Raw genomic sequence first — 19,021 nt, 5'->3', positions numbered from 1 at the left:
CCCGCCTCAATCTTTAATGAAATCATCTCCTCAGTTTCCTGTATACCAGCTTCCAACAATTCCAATGCTTTATTCAATTTTTCAGAAGAATTTTTTTGGTTTATAGATTGAGCCACCAGAGCTTCTACTTTTTCCTGCACGTTCATTTGTTCAATGACTGCCAATTGTACATAGCGGTCCAAAACTCCTTTTTGCATATACATAAGCCACAACCAATTGTTTTTTCTCATGACATCATCCATCTTTTCTCCAGCAGTTTGAACCGAACTATAATATTCCAGAATTCCTTCCTTTTCGGAAAGGGGTTTTCCTGGCAATTCCTCCATATTTTCTTCCAACTGAAAAATTGCTTTTGCCATTTCAGGAGCAGCTGACTCTCCAAACCAGGTCCGGCAATATTCCTCTACCACCTCTTCCACGCCTGTTCTGGGCGACCATAAAAGTCTTTGCCACATCCATTGGTTAAAATGGTCATGATGTCCGCTTGAATGGGTGATATCTCCTACTCCGTAGCGCATCAGGTCATTAAAAATCCTGTGGTAATTTCTTGGCCAGGCATAAAATGTCAGCCGGTTGTAAACCATGGTTAGAAACTGATCCGGTCTTCTTTCATAAATATCATGTCCCCAATGTGGGGGCAAATCTCCATTTTTATCTGCCCGTGGGTACATCTGAATATAGGCATGTTGGGCATATTTCCAATGTGTAATTTCATTGTAATAGACGAGTTTGTGCACTGGGGGCATCTGTCTTACAATTTCCAGTGGGTAAAGACTGTAAGGTCCAAAGCCAGGATACCGAAATAAGTCCATCCGGTGAGTCTGGCGGTGTCCAGGTTGCCATGTAGTGGCATCAGAACCAGGGCCAAAACCCCATCCCCATAACCAATCTCTTGGTTTTTCCTGTAGATAATTAAAAATGGCCTGGTCATCCTCATTGTCAAATTTCTGGTTGGTAAAATAAATTTTGGTGCGGGGATGATAATGATGAAAAATATTGGCCATGTCTTCCACCAGCTTAATAAAAGTAAGTCCGTAAGGATTACATTGATCACATTCACATCCACCACCATCACCACCATGAAATTTCAAAAGATCAAAATCTGGGCTTTCTTTGGCAAAGTCTTCAAATTTTTTAAGCATATAGGCTCTGGCATCCCCTACAGAAGGGCATATATAACCGGTCCTGCCAATGGATTCTGAAGCCTTCCAGGAATTGTTATTTATCTTTGGAGCAGTATTGGCCCCAAATCCTCCCTGAGTCATCAAACCATAAGATTTAATAAAATCGTACATCGGACCAGGTTTCACACTAAAGATATTGGCTCCGGCCAATGCATAATCTAAAATCACCCTTTCAGTCTCCTCCTTTGTCCATTCCCGTACTTTGGAGAGTCTTTTTGCCACACCGCTTTGTCCAAATTGTGTTCCTCGAATCTCAAAGGCTGGTGCAGTCCTTATATCAAGTCCTTGTGAGATTTGAATATGATCCTCCTTAAAAATAATTTGCCTTAAAAGCTCACCCACAGCGTAAAGACAACCTCTGTCATCATAACCAGCCACAAGGATTAGATCGTGATTTAGTTCTTTCAAAAGAAATCCTTCCTGGCCGGGTGCCAGGTCGGACAATTCAGGAATACGATGTGATTTAAATTGCTGTTGGATGACAGTATGATGATCCTGCCTTCCCAGTAAAATTACCAAACCTTCATTTTTTTCAGGTAGTGCTTCATTCCCAATAATGACTGAAATGGCAGATTTTTCCAGTATTCTAGCCTTTAATAAATTGGCAACTTTAGTTTCTATAGTACCTGACTTATCTCCCAGAGAAATGAAAACCTGCTCAATTTTTTGCGCTGGATTAACCTTTGCAAAAACACTGAGACCAAGGAATAAAAAAAATAATACCCCAAAGATTTGAAGTATTTTCTTCTGTAGTAAGTATTTCATTTTCAATATTTTAATTATAATCTGAAGATTTTTCCCATCGGAAATGGTAACTTTTATTTTAAATTAATACTGATATCTCATTTAAAAGGACTAATCTGATAGTCTTTAATAACTATTGGAAAGTATTTATATAAAGACAGGTAAAATTTGAAGGGCTGGATTAAAATATTATTTAATGATATCAAATATGAAAATAAAAAAAAGAACAATTCTAAATTCAATTAACACTATAGTATCAAAAGACAAACAAACTGCTGAAGGCAATAATCCAAGACTAAAATCACTACAAAAAAAGAGCAGATTCTATTCCCCAATATTGGCGGTTGCCATCATAGCCATACTTTTCCAATTTTCTTCTTTTAAGGTTCCTGAGACAAATCCTAATGCCAGGCAATTAGTGGATTATGTAGATCCCTTTATTGGAACCGATTTTTTTGGTCACACTTTCCCCGGGGCTACTTCACCTTATGGCATGGTACAACTTAGCCCTGATAATCATACAGAAGGATGGACATACAGTTCCGGATATTCTTATCCGGATAACACCATCATGGGATTTAGCCATACCCATCTGAGTGGAACAGGATATACAGGTTGTGGAGATGTGCTGATCATGCCAACCGTTGGAGATAAAATAAAGGTAGTACCAGGTCCAAAGGAGGATACTTCAATAGGTTACAGATCGAAATTTAGTCATGAAAATGAATGGGCGAACCCCGGATATTATGCGGTGATGCTGGAAGATTACAATATAAAGGCAGAACTAACCACCACAAAAAGGGTCGGTTTCCACAGGTATACATTTCCAAAATCTAGTAAGGCTCCGGTCATTATGGACCTTGGTCACACGATTGGAGGAACCTCAGAGGATGACATATCTAAAATAACTATTATAAATGATTCTCTGGTGACTGGTGTAAAAAGTTCGATGGGTGTAAAAGTGTATTTTGCAGCTGAGTTTAGCAAACCCTTTAAATATTATGGAACCTTTGATGCCGGGTATGCTACTCCTGAATCTGGCGCCAGTGTGTTCCCTTATAAAAATGAAGAAATAGGTCGAAAAATAGGTGCTTTCCTTATTTACGAAACTGAAGAAAATGAACAGGTATTAGTAAAAGTGGGGATTTCTTTTGTTTCAATCGAAGGAGCTCAGAAAAACCTGGACCAGGAGGTTAATCACTGGGATTTTGATAAGGTAAAACAAAAGGCCAGTGATAGTTGGAATAAGGAGCTTTCTAAATTAAAAGTCGTTGACCAATCCGAAGAGAATAAGGAAATATTCTATACTGCTGTTTACCACAGTTTGTTGGCTCAGCAAACCTCTCAGGATGTAGATGGTCAATATTTCGGTATGGATGAGCAAATCCATAAATTAAATAAAGGTAATTTTTATCCCTCATTTTCCTGTTGGGATACCTATCGTTCGGAACATCCTTTAATGACCCTCATCGCACGGGACCAGGTAAATGATATCGTCAGGTCGATCATTGCCAAGACTAAAGAATATGGTTGGTTTCCGGCACAGCATTTTAGAAATGAGTTTGGCCAGGGAATGGTAGGTGATCACCTGATTCCTATCATTGTAGATGCCTACCTGAAAGGTTATCGTGATTATGATGCTGAATTTATTTACGAGGCCATGAAAACAAAAGCTTTGGGAGTCCCTCCAGCCCCATTTCCTGCTTCTGCGGGTCGTTCGGGTATCACTGATTATATCAATTTGGGTTATGCTCCTTGTGATAAAGTAACCGAATCAGTACCTAACACGCTTGAACTGGCTTACAATGACTGGTGTATTGCACAAATGGCAAAGGCAATGGGTAAAGAAAAAGATTATAATATTTTCATCGAAAGGGCCAATAACTATAAAAATTTATTTGACGCTCAAACAGCCTTCTTCAGACCCAAAAAAGCTGACGGAACATGGTTACCTGAATTAATGGATAATGAGCAAACCATCATAACTGTAGGAGAACATAGCTATTACAAATATTTTGATCCATTATTGGTTGGAAGAAGACCAAACCGACACTATACAGAATCGAATGCCTGGCAATACCTTTGGTCTGTACAACATGACCCAAAAGGTTTGATAGATTTACTGGGAGGCAACAAAAAATTTGATAAAAGACTGGATGAATTTTTCCAGATGACACCAACTATTTCAGGGCCTAAGTATGTAGGTGTTGTAGGAACAATAGGACAATATGTGCACGGAAATCAACCTTCCCATCATGTCGCCTATCTGTATAATTATGTTCAAAAACCATGGAAAACCCAGCAGGCAACCAGGAAAGTAATGAAGCAGCTTTATAGAACTGGTCCGGGAGGACTTCCGGGAAATGAAGATATGGGTTCACTTTCCTCCTGGTATGTGCTCAGTGCAATGGGATTCTATCCGGTATCTCCAGGTAGTACCCAATATACCATTGGGTCACCCATTTTTAATGAAGTGAATCTCGATCTTGGGGATGGCAAAACCTTCAGTATCAAATCAAAGAACAATTCGTCAGAAAATGTATATATCCAAGGTGCCTCATTAAATGGTAAAACATTTAACAGGACCTGGATAGACCATAGTGAAATTACTGCAGGTGGAACTTTAGAATTTACCATGGGCCCGGTACCCAATAAGAGTTGGGCGAGTAATAGTAATGCAGTTCCATTTTCAATGAATCAATAAGAGTTTGTTATAATTTTATTGTTTGAATCGGGATGGCGCTGCTGTACCATTTTGCAACCGAAAGGGACCAGCGTCCCCGATTAAAACTTAAACATGCTCTAAGGTTCAATAAACGAATTGGATAAAATTCCATGTTTGGGCAGTCTTCATATAGGTATAATTGAATTTTTCAAGTTGATGATTTTTAAAACACCAATAGTTGTATTCATAATCTTTATCGTGACCCTATTTGCCTGTCATCCATCAAAATATCATGAGGAAATTCAACTTACATCAGATTTTTCTTATAATCATGATCTGGATAATAATGATAACTTTTCCCCTGATGACCAGTGGCTCGTGTATGATACCCGGACTGAGGAAGGTGGAATAGGAGGATGCAGTAGAATTGAAAAGGTAAACACCAGAACTGGGGAAAAAGTCATCCTTTATGAGTTGCCTGAAAATAAATCTTTTGGCCCAGGTGTGGGTGCAGTAAGCTACAGCCATCAGGAAAACAAGGTGGTATTTATTCATGGTTTATTAAGCATTACAGAAGAAAATCCATACGAACAATGGCGCAGAAGCGGTGTAATTGTTGAAGACAGCAACCCTGGAAAGGCTTTTTTTATGGATGCCAGGGATGTGACATTTCCATACACACCAGGGGCCTTGCGAGGAGGTACCCACCGCCATGAATGGAGTGGAGATGGAAAGTGGATTGGTTTCACTTATAATGATGCCATTTTGAAACAATTAGAAGACTCCACCGGACAAACCCATAATCTAAGGACAATTGGTGTTTCCAAAAAAATTAAATCCATTTCTGTTGAAGAAGGCATAGCAGGTGAAAATGTATCAGGAGAATGGTTTACTGTAATTGTGGTAAAGGTTACCCCTGATCCGGTTCCGGGTTCTGATGAAATCAGCAGGGCTGCAGGTGACAGCTGGGTAGGTATGTCTGGTTATAAAAACTCTTCCGGAAATCATCAGATGGCCAGGGCCTTTCTTGGCACAGTGAAGGATGAAATGGGAAAGGATGTAAATGAAGTTTTTATAGTGGATATTCCTGAAGACATTACTATTCCCGGAGATTCTGGTCCACTTGAAGGCACAAAAGTGGAGATGCCAGCTCCTCCTCGGGGAACAGTACAGCGAAGATTAACTTTTACTGCTAATGCTCAATACCCGGGTTGTACCGGAATTGTAAGAAGTGCTCCTGATGGAAATAAGCTGGCCTTTCGGGCTTTTGACAAGAATGGGACTTTACAGATTTTCACCATTTCCCCGCATGGTGGAGAAGCCGTTCAACAAACCTTTCATCAAACGGATGTAGAAAGTGGTGCACGTTGGCATCCCGATGGGGAAAGGATTGTTTACATCTGGAAAAACAGCCTTATCATAAAGGAAATTAACCAGGAGTCATTTATCGAATTGACCAAAAGTACGGAACAACCTCCAGCTGATTTGGTGATTTCCCATGACGGAAAAACCATAGCCTATAACAGGATGGTTCCGGACAAATCTGGAAAGCTTGTCAAACAGATATTCATTATTCACATTTAAGGGAACATATTTTTTCATGGCCACTTCATTATTCATTCGAAAAATCAGAGATTTATTTTTAGTCTTTTTCCTGGCATTTTCCATTAAGGCAAATGCTGAAAATATGCTTGATTTTTCCAATGCCTCCGTTTATTCTTTCAAAAATGAATCCCGGGAATTAGAAAAAGTTATACAGGTTCTTCAGGAAGAAATTCAAAAAAGAAGTGGGATTGAAGTTAAATCCACCAAAAAAATCAATCCTAATTTCCCTCAAATCATTATTACATTGGAGGAAGGATACAAATCTCTGCCAGAAACATTTACTAAGGCCTTAAGTAAATTAAATCTCATTAATGAAGAAGGATACCAATTGGCGGTTTTTCCATCTGAAAACAAAGTAGTGGTTTATGCCAAAACCAAACGTGGAGCCCTTTATGGAGTCGGTAAATTACTGCGTTCCATGGAAATCAGAAATAATGAAATTCTTGTTCCGGCAGAATTGACTATTTCTTCTTCTCCAACCTATGAAATAAGAGGTCATCAATTGGGCTACAGACCAAAAACAAATAGTTATGATGCCTGGACGGTGGCGATGTTTGACCAATATATCCGTGACCTGGCCATTTTCGGAGCCAACAGCATTGAAATTATGCCACCCCGTACCGATGATGATTTTACCAGCAGGCACATGCAAATTCCTGCTATTGAGATGATTAAGGAACAATCTAGAATTTGTAATGAATACGATTTGGATGTTTGGATGTGGTACCCAAATATGGGTTCTGATTATCAAAACCCGGATTCTCTTTCAGTAGAGATTAAAGAACGACATGAGGTTTTTTCTACTGTTCCCAGACTGGATCATCTTTTTGTTCCCGGTGGTGATCCGGGCGATTTAGAGCCTGAAATTCTTTTTGCCTGGCTGGAACAGGTTGCAGAAGTGCTTCATCAATATCATCCAAATGCAAAAATTTGGGTTTCTCCTCAGGTTTTCCGACCTACAGAATCCTGGCTGAGTGCTTTTTTTACACGCATTAATCGCAAACCAGCCTGGCTTGGAGGAGTAGTTTTTGGTCCCTGGGTGAAAACCCCATTGGAAGATATCAGAAAAATCGTAGATGCAGAGATTCCAATTCGCAAATATCCGGACATTACCCATAGCCTGAGCGCACAATATCCCATACCAAAATGGGACCTGGGCTGGGCAATTACACTGGGGAGGGAATGTATTAATCCCCGACCAAATGATGAAAAGATGATCCACAACGCCTTGGATCAGTTTGCGAATGGAAGCATCTCTTATTCGGAAGGGACCAATGATGATGTCAATAAATTTATTTGGAGTGATCAGGATTGGAATCCGGAAACACCTGTAATAGAAACTTTAAGGGAATATGCCCGCTTTTTTATTTCTCCTGATCTGGCTGAAGAAATTGCTCAGGGAATTCTTGCCCTGGAAAAAAATATTCAGGGGCCTTTGCTTACCAATGAAGATTTGCAAAATACCTTTATGCAATGGCAGCAAATTGAAACCAAAGCCACTGCTCAGGTAAAAGGAAACTTTCGGTTTCAAATGGGTTTGATACGTGCCTATTTTGATGCTTATGTGCAAAAACGCCAGATGAATGAGACCTGGCTCGAACAAAAAGCAAAAGATGAATTAGGAAAATATCCCACCACAAGTACCGAAAAAGCTATTGCCAACTGTAAAGCCACACTTGCCAAAGCATGGGAAGAGCCTATATATGTGGATTTAAAATTACGGTGTGCACAACTTGCCGATGATCTGTTTAAAAGCATTGGTGCACAATTGACCATTGAAAAACACGGTGCCATGGGTGGAAGAGGAAATTTTTTAGACAATATCGATAATCCTCTTAATGATGTGGCCTGGATTTATTCACAACTTTCCAGGGCTGAAAAAGTCCAAAATAACCAGGAAAAAATCAATATAATTGAAGGGATTTTACAGCGGACCAATCCTGGTCCTGGTGGCTTTTACGATAATTTTGGAAGTCCATCAGGCTGGAAACGCATTGTTACGCATCATAATCCAAAGCATGACCCGGGAAACCTGAAAACTCCCAGGGTAAGTTTTGGTGTAGGCCTTAGAGATACAGAATGGGTTCACGAAATCACTGCAAAAGGATTTGAAGGAGATGCCTCCCCAATGGCCTGGATGAACCAGGTCACTACTCTTTACGACTTACCCTTGGAAATTTTGTATAACGATATGGACCCTGAGGGCACTTATGTCATCCGGGTTGCCTATACTGGCAGGTTTAGGTCACGTATGAAAATGACCGCTGATGGTTTCCTGGTGCATGATTTTATCAAGACCGGACAACAACCAATTTATGAATTTCCTATTCCCAAAGAAGCCATAAAAGATGGCAAAGTTTTATTTTCCTGGACTTGCGGAGATGCCGAGCGAGGCGCTCAGGTTTCAGAAGTATGGATAATTAAGAAGTAAAGTAGATTATACCATGATTTAAACTCTTTTAGATTTAAGCTCTCTGCTTAAAACCTTAATTTCAAAAAAATGCTGGTCCTAAAAATAACTGACAAGCCTCTTTCTTGTCCTAAAACCAACAAAAAAATACCGTACCTGTATCTATCTATTACGCATGCTAATTTTTAAGCACATCTGGTTTGGGCACGTATAATATGTTTGGCTTTTACCAGCTGGTTTTTTACCGTGTTCTTAGAAATATTCATCATACTGGCTATTTCTTCATACGATTTCCCTTCTTCAAAATTTAAATGAATAATTTTTTTCCTTTTCTCCGTAAGCCCGTTTATCGCATATTTAATTAAGGAAATCCGCTCATTTTTTAAATCAGGCTCGGTGCTGTTCTGGTATTCAATAACATTTTGCCAATATTGCTCCTTTATAATTTCATTCCTTTTTATTCTCTTCAAATAATCATAAACCCTGTTTCTAATTATTGTAAATAAATAAGAATTAAAATTTAACTCCGGATTAATACTATCCTTTTTCTCCCAAATTTTAATAAAAACCTCCTGAATCAGATTTTCGGATTCCTCCCAATTATTAATGATTGAGTTGCAAAACTTAATGGCTGGCATTTTGAAGTTGTGATAAAGTTCGTTGTAAGCGCTTATGTCTCCATCCTTTACCTGTACTAATAAATCTTTTTTCATCTTTAAAAATTTAATAATTAAAAAATTACCAATTGTGGTTATAGATATTTAAGTCTGGATTCACCTTCATTTTTAATAGTCATCAGAAATTGACTAAATCAATTATTCGATAAAATTATCTGATTAATAAGGAAAGTATGTGCGCATAATGCGTATTAAAATTCTTAATTTGCGCATAATCTGTTTATAGTGATTTTGGCTGCTACTTCAATAAAGTAAAATATCAATGAGCACAGGGGGTGGCTCAGCGAAAGAAAGGGTTACGATAAAATAGTACCAGGAATACAATTAAAAGTGAAAAGATGATAATGAATAATCCCCCCATAATATTAATAAGGTCTACTATTTTATCCTCTTTTAAACACGAGGGTCCAATTGCAAAGCATTAAAAAATCTGTAATAGATAGCCCATAATTTAGGATGAAAAGTATTCCAATAAACGGAGCTTAAATCACATTTTTTGGATTATATATGAATATTAAAAAGTTTACAACTCTTTTATTTTTTGTTTGCCTTATATCAATCAGCAAGGGAGCCTCTATCGACATTTCCAAAGCCAGTATAATTATTTCGAATGACATTAAGCCAAAGGTCAGGCAGTCAGCTGTTCGAATTCTCCAGGAAGAAATTTCCCAAAGAAGCGGGATGCGTTGGAAAGAAATTAGCCAATGGAAAGATTCAAAGCAATATACCATTGCTTTAGTGCTGGCTTCAACAGAAAATCTGGATGATAAAACTCCTCCTGCAAGAGACGGCAAGAAATTCCCGGAAAATCAGCCAGAGGGCTTTAGAATTTTACTTGAAAATAAAACGATATGGATTATTGGTGCTGATTCTAGAGCAGTAATATTTGGAATAGGTGAATTATTGCGTCATTCCACCATGAAATCCGGAAAGTTCCTTATCGATGAAAATCTGGATATTTCAACTTCTCCTCAATATTCGCTAAGGGGCCATCAAATTGGATACAGAAATACAGCCAATTCCTATGATGCCTGGAGTGTGGAACAATATGATCAGTATATCCGGGACCTGGTTCTTTTTGGTACAAATGCTATAGAAAATATTCCTCCCCTAGGTAAGGATAAGAGCCCTCATTTCAAAATTTCCAGGGAGGAAATGAACATTAAAATGAGCGAGATTTGTGATGCCTATGATATTGAATATTGGGTTTGGACTCCGGCAACAGTAGATTTGAAGGAACCTGATTTATATCAGGCACAATTGAAATTGCATGAAGCCAATTATAAAGAAGTACCCCGACTAGATAATGTATTTTTCCCTGGTGGCGATCCGGGACATAATCATCCCAGAGAAGTGATGCCATTCCTCAAAGAGCTTCATAGCAAACTTATACAATACCATCCTGAGGCCGGAATTTGGATTTCACTTCAGGGATTCAGCCAGGAACAAATTGATTACTTTTACCAATACCTTGACTTACATAAACCCACATGGCTGCGTGGGGTGGTTTCTGGCCCCAGTAGCCCTTCTATTTCCGAAACAAGGTACCGGTTGCCAAAACAGTACAAACACAGGCATTATCCTGACATTACCCACAATGTCAGGTGTGATTATCCTGCGCTCAATTTCGACCAGGCCTTTGCCCTAACCATAGGTAGAGAAGGTATCAATCCTCAACCTGTTTATTACGGAAAGGTTCATGCTAAATATGCTCCATTCACCGATGGATTTGTTTCTTATTCCGATGGTTGCCATGATGATGTCAATAAAATAATCTGGAGCCAGCGCGGATGGGATCCCGACAAAAACATTCAGGCTATTTTAAAAGAATACTCCAAATTTTTCTTTTTACCTGAACTGGAAGAAAAAGCTTCAGATGGAATCCTTGGGCTTGAAAAAAACTGGGATGGACCCATACTGGAAAACGGTAATATTGGCATTACCATGAATTTCTGGAAAAATCTGGAGAAAGAATACCCTCAACTTTCAAAAAACTGGAGATGGCAAATGCTTGTTCTCCGTGCCTATTATGATGATTATGTGGCCAAAAGAAAAATCAACGAATCAAATTTGGAAAAGAAAGCTAACAAAATCTTATTGTCAGTTGATGAAATTGGCGCTACAGCTGCTATGAAAGAAGCATTGGAGATCGTAAATAAGGCAGATAATGAGCCAATTGAAACAGAGAATAGGCAAAAAATAGAAACATATTGTAAAATGCTCTTTGAGTCTATTGGCCTACAAACCAGTGTGGAAAAATATCAGGGAAGTGGGGCACAAAGAGGTTGTATACTGGATTTTGTAGATTATCCTTTGAACAATAGATGGTGGTTGTCTGATCAGTTTGATTCAATTCATAACTTAAGTTCAGAGGCTGAAAAAGCTACTAAAATAAAAAATATTGCCAATTGGGAAAATCCTGGTCCGGGAGGTTATTATGATGATGTTTCAAATGTAGCCAACAGTCCTCATGTCACCACCACTGTTTATGATGCAGTTGATTTTGGATGGTGGGATGGTGGATTATGTCGGTGGAGACTTTCCTCTCAGGTATATCAAAATGACCCCATTTTAGAATATGAAGACCTTGATCCCAATGGCCGCTACATGGTTAGAGTGGCGGGTTATGGAGATGCCCTTATTCGTGTGGATGGTGTACGGCTTGATCCTTTGGTTTATCACAAAGAAATAGAAGGATTCAAAGAATTTATAGTTCCCAAACATGTAGTTGGTGATGGAACCTTAACCATAACTTTCGACCGCCCGGAAGAATCCCATCTGAACTGGAGAAATCAGTCAAGGGTATCGGATGTTTGGCTAATCAAAAAATAAAAAAACAAGATAGGGAAAAGCTGAAAAATGAAAAAAATACTATTAATTATCCCGGTTATTACCTTTCTTTTTTGTTCTTGTTCGGAGGAAAAAAAGGAAGAGAAAGTAAGCCAGCCTGTTTATCAGGATGTGCCTTATTTACAGGATTATGCCATAAAGTTTACAGGAAATGAGGAAGGTACGGAGTATAAAAAAGTTTTTACCGACCGGAATGAAATCATTCAGGTGTTAACAACTGAGGGTATTTTCAGGCCAATTAACGGACACTTTCAATTTCCAGGAAAACTGGAAAGAGATATCACTTATATTCCAATGGTCGATAAAAAAGTCAGGGATATAATCGTGTACCAGAACCAGTTTGTTTATTTGAATGAGGAGGCGGTTTTCAGTAATGCCTGGGCCGGAAAGTTATTTTTAAGACACCAGCTGGAAAATGCCTCAATTATGGAAGGAGGGAATGATTTTTCTTTTTTGGTAGCCTATGAAAAAGCTTACACTGTTTTCAAAGATTCAGAAGCCGTTTTCTCAGGTGAACTGGAGGAAAAAATACTGGATATTCAATTCAATCCGGAAAGTGAAAATTATTTTATTCTAACAACATCAGGAATTTATTCAGTAAGCCAAAAAGGCGGTAAAGAAAACAAAGTATACACGGGGGGAAATTTAACTTCTTTTGATTTAATTACAGAAAACAAAATAGCGGTAGGAACCAAAAATGGCTATTTATTAATCAAAACTTCCGGAGAAGTGGTTCAGCCTGTTAATGAAAAATTACCATGGACTGAAATCACAGCAGTGAAAGAAATTGAAGGGAACCTGTGGTTTGGATCTACAAAAGGAGCTTTTATGCTAAAAAAAGATGGCAAATTCAACTATTATTACGGAGAAAGATGGTTACCGGGAGAAGTTGTAAAACATATTTCCTCAGGTCCGGAAAACTCTGTACTCATTTTAACAGATAAAGGATTAGGCCAGATTTGTTTTAAAGCCATGACCCTGGAAGACAAGGCCATGGCATTTGAAAAGCAGGTGAGACAACGGCATATCCGGTATGGGATTAACAGTAATGTAACAGATTTGAAAAATCATGATTTGTCAACCGCTCAAAACAGGGTGGCAGAAAGTGATAATCTCTGGACATCCATGTATTTGGGTAGTCAACTCTTTCGGTATTTGGCTACAGATTCGGAGGAGGCCAGACAAAATTGCTATGAAGCCTTTGAAGCCATGGAAAGGTTACATCAGATTAACAATATCCCCGGTCTTTTTGGAAGAACTATTGAGCGAAGTGGATATAATGAATTCAAAAAATCTTATCGGTCTTATGTGGAAAAATACTGGTATGAAGGCTATAACAATGAAATAAGCTGGAATCATTCCGATGACCCGGAATGGGACTGGAAAGCTTCCGCCAGTAGCGATCAGACAGTAGGACAAATGTTTGCCCTGATCCTTATTGCCGAATACATTGAGGAGGAAGATTGGAGAAATCGGGCCATCACACTGTTGGATGATCTGATGGGTTATATCGTGGAAAATAATTATATGCTGGTGGATGTGAATGGGAAACCCTCTCTTTGGGGACGCTGGAATCCTGAATATGTCAACCGCTTTCCAACAATGGTAGGAGATAGAAAAGTATATTCCTCCAATTTAATAGCCTTTTTACAAGCCGCCTATAAATTTACTAAAAAGGAGATTTACAAAGAAAAAGCCTTCGAACTGATGGAGGAACACGGATATTTGGAGAATCTTTCCCGGTCATTTAAACAAGTTGGAACTGCTCCGGCTACTTCCGATAATTGGAGTAAGATGCTTTCTGAAGAATGGAACCACAGCGATGATGAAATGTATTTCTTAGCTTATTGGGGGCTGCATCCCTATGCTTTTAACGATTCCCTGAAGGTTATTTATCAAGAAGCGATAAAAGATCACTGGGAATTTGAACGTCCGGAAAAAAATTCACTTTGGAATTTTTGCTATGCCATGACTGGAGCTGAAAACTTTGATCTTGAAGAATCTATTTGGCATTTAAAAGAATTTCCTCTGGATATGATTGAATATAAAACAGTCAATAGCCATCGAAAAGATATTGAATTGATAGAACCTGGATTCAGGGGGCAAATTACCAGGGAAGTGTTACCACCAGATGAACGTCCTGAGCTAAAACACAATAGAAATCTGTTTAAACTGGATGCTGGTGATCGACATGCCGAATTGAGTGCCGGAGATACTTATCTGTTGCCCTATTGGATGGGACGATTTCTTGGGGTGATCAGTCCACCTGTTAATATGCCTGCAATTGAAAATTAAACCCAGGTATTTAAAAATTCAGTTGTATGGCCTGAGCAACTCACTTGGGACCGTTTGCATAAGACAAACCCGTTTTGTCATGAATGTAAATATTTGATTATCAGAAATTAATCATTTTTTTTATTTAACAATATCCGGCCTTAGACAAATTTTTTGTCAGCCATTTAAAAGAGAAAATGGTTGATTTTTTATTAGAAAATCAGAAAAGAGTAGCCTGAAAAAAAAAATGAGAGTACTTACATAAAAGCAATTACAAAACAAGATTAAGGTAGGATGAGAAAAATAATATATGCCACACTTACAGCAATCAGTATTTTTTTAATACAATGCACCCCTTCTCCGAATCGGGAGCAACAAGAAACCAATGCCCAGCCTGTTCATCAGGATGTGCCTTATAAACAGGATTTTAGCATAAAATACTATAAAACTTCTGAGGACGAGGCGTATTCTAAGGCCTTCATGGACCGCAACGGTGTTATTCAGGTTTTATCCAATAAGGGATTAATGAGGACCTATGATGGGCAATTTTTGTATCCAGGGGAATTAATTCTGGATCGTACTTACAGACCATTAACAGATAAAAATATTAGTGCCATTACCAATATTGATGATCAATTTGTTTATCTGGATGATAAGGCTGTGTTAAGTAATGCCTGGGCAGGTAGACTTTTTATCAAGCACGGACTAAAGAATGCAAAGATTTTTGATGGTTCTGAAAAGCTAGAATTTTTAATTAGTGATGGGAAATCACTGGAATATCTTGGAGAAGGTAAAGTATTGTGGAAAGGTGCCATGAAGGGAAGTGAAATACTTAAAGCCATTCGCTTCGATGAAAACTCCAAGACCTTTTGGTTGATGAGTGAAAATACAATTAGCAAGGTTTTGCCATCCAATAAAAACATTGAGACCGTATTTTCAGGAAAGGGATTTACTTCATTTGCGATTACTAACAATAAAATTGTAATTGGAACAAAGGAAGGGTATCTGGAAGTAGACAAATCGTCTGGTAAACAAATTGGTAATCTTTATACAAAATTACCATGGACAGAGATCACTGCTATTGAAGAAATTGATGGAAATTTGTGGTTTGGCTCTACTAAAGGGGCATTCATGCTAAGAAATGATGGTAAATTCAATTACTACTACGGGGAGCGTTGGTTACCTGGAAATGAAGTTATTCAAATTTCTCAGGCATTTGACGAATCTGTATTGGTGCTTACCAGTCAGGGACTTGGTCAGATAGTTTTTAAGGAAATGACTTTGCATGAAAAGGCCATATTCTTCGAAAAACAAGTAAGAGATCGTCATATCAGACTTGGTTTTAATGCGGAGCTTAGGGATATGGAAAAGGGAAATTTAGCTTCTGGCAGATTGAAAGATTCAGACAATGATGGGTTGTGGACTTCCATGTACCTGGGTGGACAGATCTTTAGGTATGCAGTAACCAAATCTCCTGAAGCCTTGAGAAACTGCCAGGAATCATTGGAAGCTATGGAACGGTTATATGACATAAATCCAGTACCAGGTTTTCCCTCCAGATCATTTGAAAGAAGTGGATATATTGAACATCTGGGTAATCCGGAAAGGTGGCTGCATACTAATGATCCAGAGTGGGATTGGAAATCTACCACCAGTAGCGATGAGGCTATCGGTCATATTTTTGCCTTTGGCGTAATGGCTGAACTTATTGATGACGAGGATATGAAAACCCGGGCGATCACCCTTATCGATACCCTAATGAGCCATGTCGTAAAGAATGATATGTATATGGTTGATCATGATGGAAAGCCAACTACCTGGGGAAGATGGAATCCTGAATATGTAAATGCCAGACCGAAGATGGTAGGTGATAGAAAAATCAATGCTTCCAACATTGTAGGGATGTTGCAAACAGCTTATCACTTTACAGGAAAAGAGAAATATAAAGAAACTGCCTTTGAATTAATGGATGAACACGGTTATCTGGAAAACCTGATGCGTCCCATGAGTGAGATTGGAAAAGCTCCGGAAGATGCTGACGATTGGAGTAAAATGCTTTCAGAAAGCTGGAATCATTCTGATGATGAAATGTATTTTGTCGGTTACTGGGGATTGTATAGATATGCCTTCAACGATTCACTCAAACAAATGTACAAAGAGACCATTATTGATCACTGGGAAGCTGAGCGGCCTGAAAAAGAAGGGGCATGGAATATTATGACTGCCCTGACAGGAACTGAAGAATTTGACTTGGATGAGGCAATTTGGTATTTGCAGGAACATCCATTGGATTTAATTGACTGGGAGATCATGAATAGCCATAGAAAGGATATTGAATTTATGGAACCCAATTTCAGGGAACAAACCATTACTGAGGTTTTACCTCCTGATGAAAGGCCTATCCAAAGACATAATGGAAACATGTTTAGACTGGATAGGGACAAAGGAAATGGTGTTTCAGAGCATAGTGCCGGTGATATATGGCTATTACCCTATTGGATGGGCAGATACCTTGGAGTGATTAGTGCTCCTGTGAGTGAAACCTCTCCGGTAAATTAAAATAAAGGTAAAGATTTTTTTATACCAATTATTATATGGCTTTAAGTCTTTCCTATTTATTGAAACTCTTTAAGTGGGAAAATGAATTGTGAGGAAGAATTTAGTGAGGTTTAAAATTGCCCTGATTAGTTGCAAATGTCTATGAATGCATTTGCCCGGATTAGGTCCTCGCTTTAAAATTAAATTTTAATAGTCCGGTCTTCGGAATGATTAAAGTTTTACCTAGCCTATGGGAAGGAGGGAATTCCAGGAAAGGAGTTGCGCATCTTTTCCTGGTTATCTCTAACCATATTTTTATTTGAAAAATCCCTGAACATTTTGTTCAGGGATTTTTTTATGGAAAACCTTTGGTTAACCAGGGAGAGTTATACAGTAAAAATGGTTTATATAAAAATTCTCAAGGGTAAGAAAAGTTGAACCAGAATGCCCAACAGTTTAACAAAACAGGTAGGAGAATTTGAGTTAGACTTAGGCCGATGCATAATAATTGCTTAAACTAATATAACACCATAAAAAACATCACCGGTCATTTACTTCAGGTTGGGTTGAATTATATGGTGTATAAAATAATTCCTTGCTCTGGTGCGATTAGCAGAGAGTATGGCCAAACGAAATAAGTAAGGTATCAGTAGGCTAACGAGCTGATGATCAGAACCAAAATCCCGTTGCTTATTTAATGTGTGTGGTACTCAAGTTACCACAATAAATATTAAAGTTTGATAAATATTTTCCTTTTATATAAAATTATAGCAGGAATGAAAACAATACACACATATGTGAGAGAATAAAGCATACTGGCAAATTTCTCCCCTACTCCCACTCCAGTAAGGACATTAAAGAAATGCATATTCAATGAGGTTCCGCCCAATTCCATACTATAAAAAATAGCCGCCAGCACATCTCCCAAAACATAAACAGTTATGGCATTGGCTCCAAAAATAATCCCCGGTTTGGTCCCATAAGTATAACCTTGCATATCTACCAAAAAGTAAAAAACTCCTAAAGCCAGAAAGGCAAAACCTGAAGTAACCAACACAAATGAACTTGTCCAGATATTTTCATTTACTGGGAAAGTTAATCCCCAAAGATACCCTGCAATTGCCATAAAAAATCCGATAACCATGAGTTGGATGACTTTCATTTCCCTGGTCCTGTTACTCAACATGAGTGCTCCGGCAAGCATCCCGGTAATTCCGGAAACAATAGAGGGAAAGGTACTTAAAATGCCTTCAGGATCCCAGGTGCCCTGCCACATCTTTCCGGGTAAATACTGGCTATCAATCCAGGCTGCTAGATTTACTCCAGGTTCTAACATTACTTTTCCAACCCCGGGCGTGGGAATTAAAGTCATGGCCAGCCAATAGGCCACCAAAGTACCTCCTCCTATCCAAACCTGTTTTTTCCAGTCCGTATTTAAATACATGAAAGCACAAACCAAAAAAACAATAGCAATTCTGGGTAACGTACCCGTCCAACGCAACTCAGCAAAATTGAAATCCCACAATAAATTCAAAATTATGCCAATGGCAAATATCTTAAAAGAACGAATAATAATTTTCTGATACATGTCGGTTTTAGGAGTACCTTTATCCAGTCTTCTTGAATAAGCCAATGCAATTGAAACACCCACAATAAATAAAAAAAACGGAGCAATTATATCTGTTGGCGTAAGCCCATTCCAGACAGTATGTTTCAAGGGAGCAAAGACATGATGCTCATTTCCCGGGAAATTTACAAGGATCATTGCAGCGATGGTAAACCCTCTCATGGCATCAAGGGAAATGAGCCGGTTTACCTGTGTAGAGGACTTCTGAGCAGGTGCATTTATGATTTGAGTTGACATTTTTTTTTCTTTTGATTTATTACTATGCTATAATTAATATACTGCTTTCCTATCGGGATGTACTAATGGAAAGGTGTTTTTTATAACTATTCCCCAGAAGAGAGTTTTCCCTACAAATTTTGAATTGCTGAATTTGTACAAAGAATTAAATATTACTTCGAATTTTACAATAACGCTTTTTAAATTAAATAAGAAATATTATTTCGTAAT

At 38.4% G+C, this 19,021-nt stretch carries 9 protein-coding genes; 6 read left to right on the top strand and 3 right to left on the bottom strand.

Going from position 1 to position 19,021, the window contains the following annotated elements:
* A partial coding sequence (locus tag A3EM_RS0129440; protein WP_026210658.1) for a hypothetical protein occupies positions 1 to 1,949 on the bottom strand: 1,949 nt, incomplete at its 3' end.
* Positions 1,950 to 2,136: 187 nt separating this feature from the next.
* On the opposite strand from A3EM_RS0129440, the gene A3EM_RS0129435 reads away from it, so the two are divergent.
* From A3EM_RS0129435 to A3EM_RS0129425, 3 genes are all read left to right on the top strand, one after another.
* Positions 2,137 to 4,632, top strand: a complete 2,496-nt coding sequence (locus A3EM_RS0129435) for a GH92 family glycosyl hydrolase (RefSeq protein WP_020531848.1) — start codon at positions 2,137 to 2,139, stop codon at positions 4,630 to 4,632.
* A 177-nt stretch (positions 4,633 to 4,809) separates the two neighbouring features.
* Positions 4,810 to 6,177: a DUF3748 domain-containing protein gene (locus tag A3EM_RS0129430; RefSeq protein ID WP_020531847.1), complete on the top strand. Its 1,368-nt coding sequence runs from the start codon at positions 4,810 to 4,812 to the stop codon at positions 6,175 to 6,177.
* A 16-nt stretch (positions 6,178 to 6,193) separates the two neighbouring features.
* Complete coding sequence (locus tag A3EM_RS0129425; RefSeq protein WP_020531846.1) at positions 6,194 to 8,629, top strand: alpha-glucuronidase family glycosyl hydrolase; 2,436 nt, start codon at positions 6,194 to 6,196, stop codon at positions 8,627 to 8,629.
* Between the two features lie 164 nt (positions 8,630 to 8,793).
* Here the strand turns inward: A3EM_RS0129425 and A3EM_RS0129420 are convergent, their stop codons facing one another.
* The gene (locus A3EM_RS0129420) at positions 8,794 to 9,321 is read right to left on the bottom strand and encodes an RNA polymerase sigma factor (RefSeq protein WP_020531845.1); all 528 of its coding nucleotides are present in this window, start codon (positions 9,319 to 9,321) and stop codon (positions 8,794 to 8,796) included.
* 471 nt (positions 9,322 to 9,792) lie between these two features.
* Here A3EM_RS0129420 and A3EM_RS0129415 point away from each other — a divergent pair, with 471 nt between their 5' ends.
* The 3 genes from A3EM_RS0129415 to A3EM_RS0129405 all read left to right on the top strand — a co-directional run bounded on the left by A3EM_RS0129415 (position 9,793) and on the right by A3EM_RS0129405 (position 16,968).
* Positions 9,793 to 12,117, top strand: a complete 2,325-nt coding sequence (locus tag A3EM_RS0129415; protein WP_020531844.1) for a hypothetical protein — start codon at positions 9,793 to 9,795, stop codon at positions 12,115 to 12,117.
* Between the two features lie 27 nt (positions 12,118 to 12,144).
* Positions 12,145 to 14,430 carry a hypothetical protein gene (locus tag A3EM_RS0129410; protein WP_020531843.1) on the top strand — a complete coding sequence of 762 codons (2,286 nt, stop codon included), beginning with the start codon at positions 12,145 to 12,147 and terminating at the stop codon, positions 14,428 to 14,430.
* Between the two features lie 273 nt (positions 14,431 to 14,703).
* Positions 14,704 to 16,968: a hypothetical protein gene (locus tag A3EM_RS0129405; RefSeq protein ID WP_020531842.1), complete on the top strand. Its 2,265-nt coding sequence runs from the start codon at positions 14,704 to 14,706 to the stop codon at positions 16,966 to 16,968.
* Between the two features lie 709 nt (positions 16,969 to 17,677).
* Here the strand turns inward: A3EM_RS0129405 and A3EM_RS0129390 are convergent.
* A complete protein-coding gene (locus A3EM_RS0129390; protein ID WP_020531839.1) occupies positions 17,678 to 18,811 on the bottom strand; it encodes an acyltransferase family protein in 1,134 nt (377 codons plus the stop codon).
* Between the last annotated feature and the right edge of the window lie 210 nt (positions 18,812 to 19,021).

The sequence above is a fragment of the Flexithrix dorotheae DSM 6795 genome (genome assembly GCF_000379765.1).
GTDB classification, from domain to species: domain Bacteria; phylum Bacteroidota; class Bacteroidia; order Cytophagales; family Flammeovirgaceae; genus Flexithrix; species Flexithrix dorotheae.
Note: the sequence above shows the minus strand (reverse complement) of the source record. Positions and strands in the feature narration are given on the sequence as shown.

What these genes read in the sequence shown, in the direction of transcription:
- A3EM_RS0129435 (WP_020531848.1), top strand. Translation starts at nt 2,137, where the DNA reads ATGAAAATAAAAAAAAGAACAATTCTAAATTCAATTAACACTATAGTA.
- A3EM_RS0129430 (WP_020531847.1), top strand. Translation starts at nt 4,810, where the DNA reads ATGATTTTTAAAACACCAATAGTTGTATTCATAATCTTTATCGTGACC.
- A3EM_RS0129425 (WP_020531846.1), top strand. Translation starts at nt 6,194, where the DNA reads ATGGCCACTTCATTATTCATTCGAAAAATCAGAGATTTATTTTTAGTC.
- A3EM_RS0129420 (WP_020531845.1), bottom strand. Translation starts at nt 9,321, where the DNA reads ATGAAAAAAGATTTATTAGTACAGGTAAAGGATGGAGACATAAGCGCT.
- A3EM_RS0129415 (WP_020531844.1), top strand. Translation starts at nt 9,793, where the DNA reads ATGAATATTAAAAAGTTTACAACTCTTTTATTTTTTGTTTGCCTTATA.
- A3EM_RS0129410 (WP_020531843.1), top strand. Translation starts at nt 12,145, where the DNA reads ATGAAAAAAATACTATTAATTATCCCGGTTATTACCTTTCTTTTTTGT.
- A3EM_RS0129405 (WP_020531842.1), top strand. Translation starts at nt 14,704, where the DNA reads ATGAGAAAAATAATATATGCCACACTTACAGCAATCAGTATTTTTTTA.
- A3EM_RS0129390 (WP_020531839.1), bottom strand. Translation starts at nt 18,811, where the DNA reads ATGTCAACTCAAATCATAAATGCACCTGCTCAGAAGTCCTCTACACAG.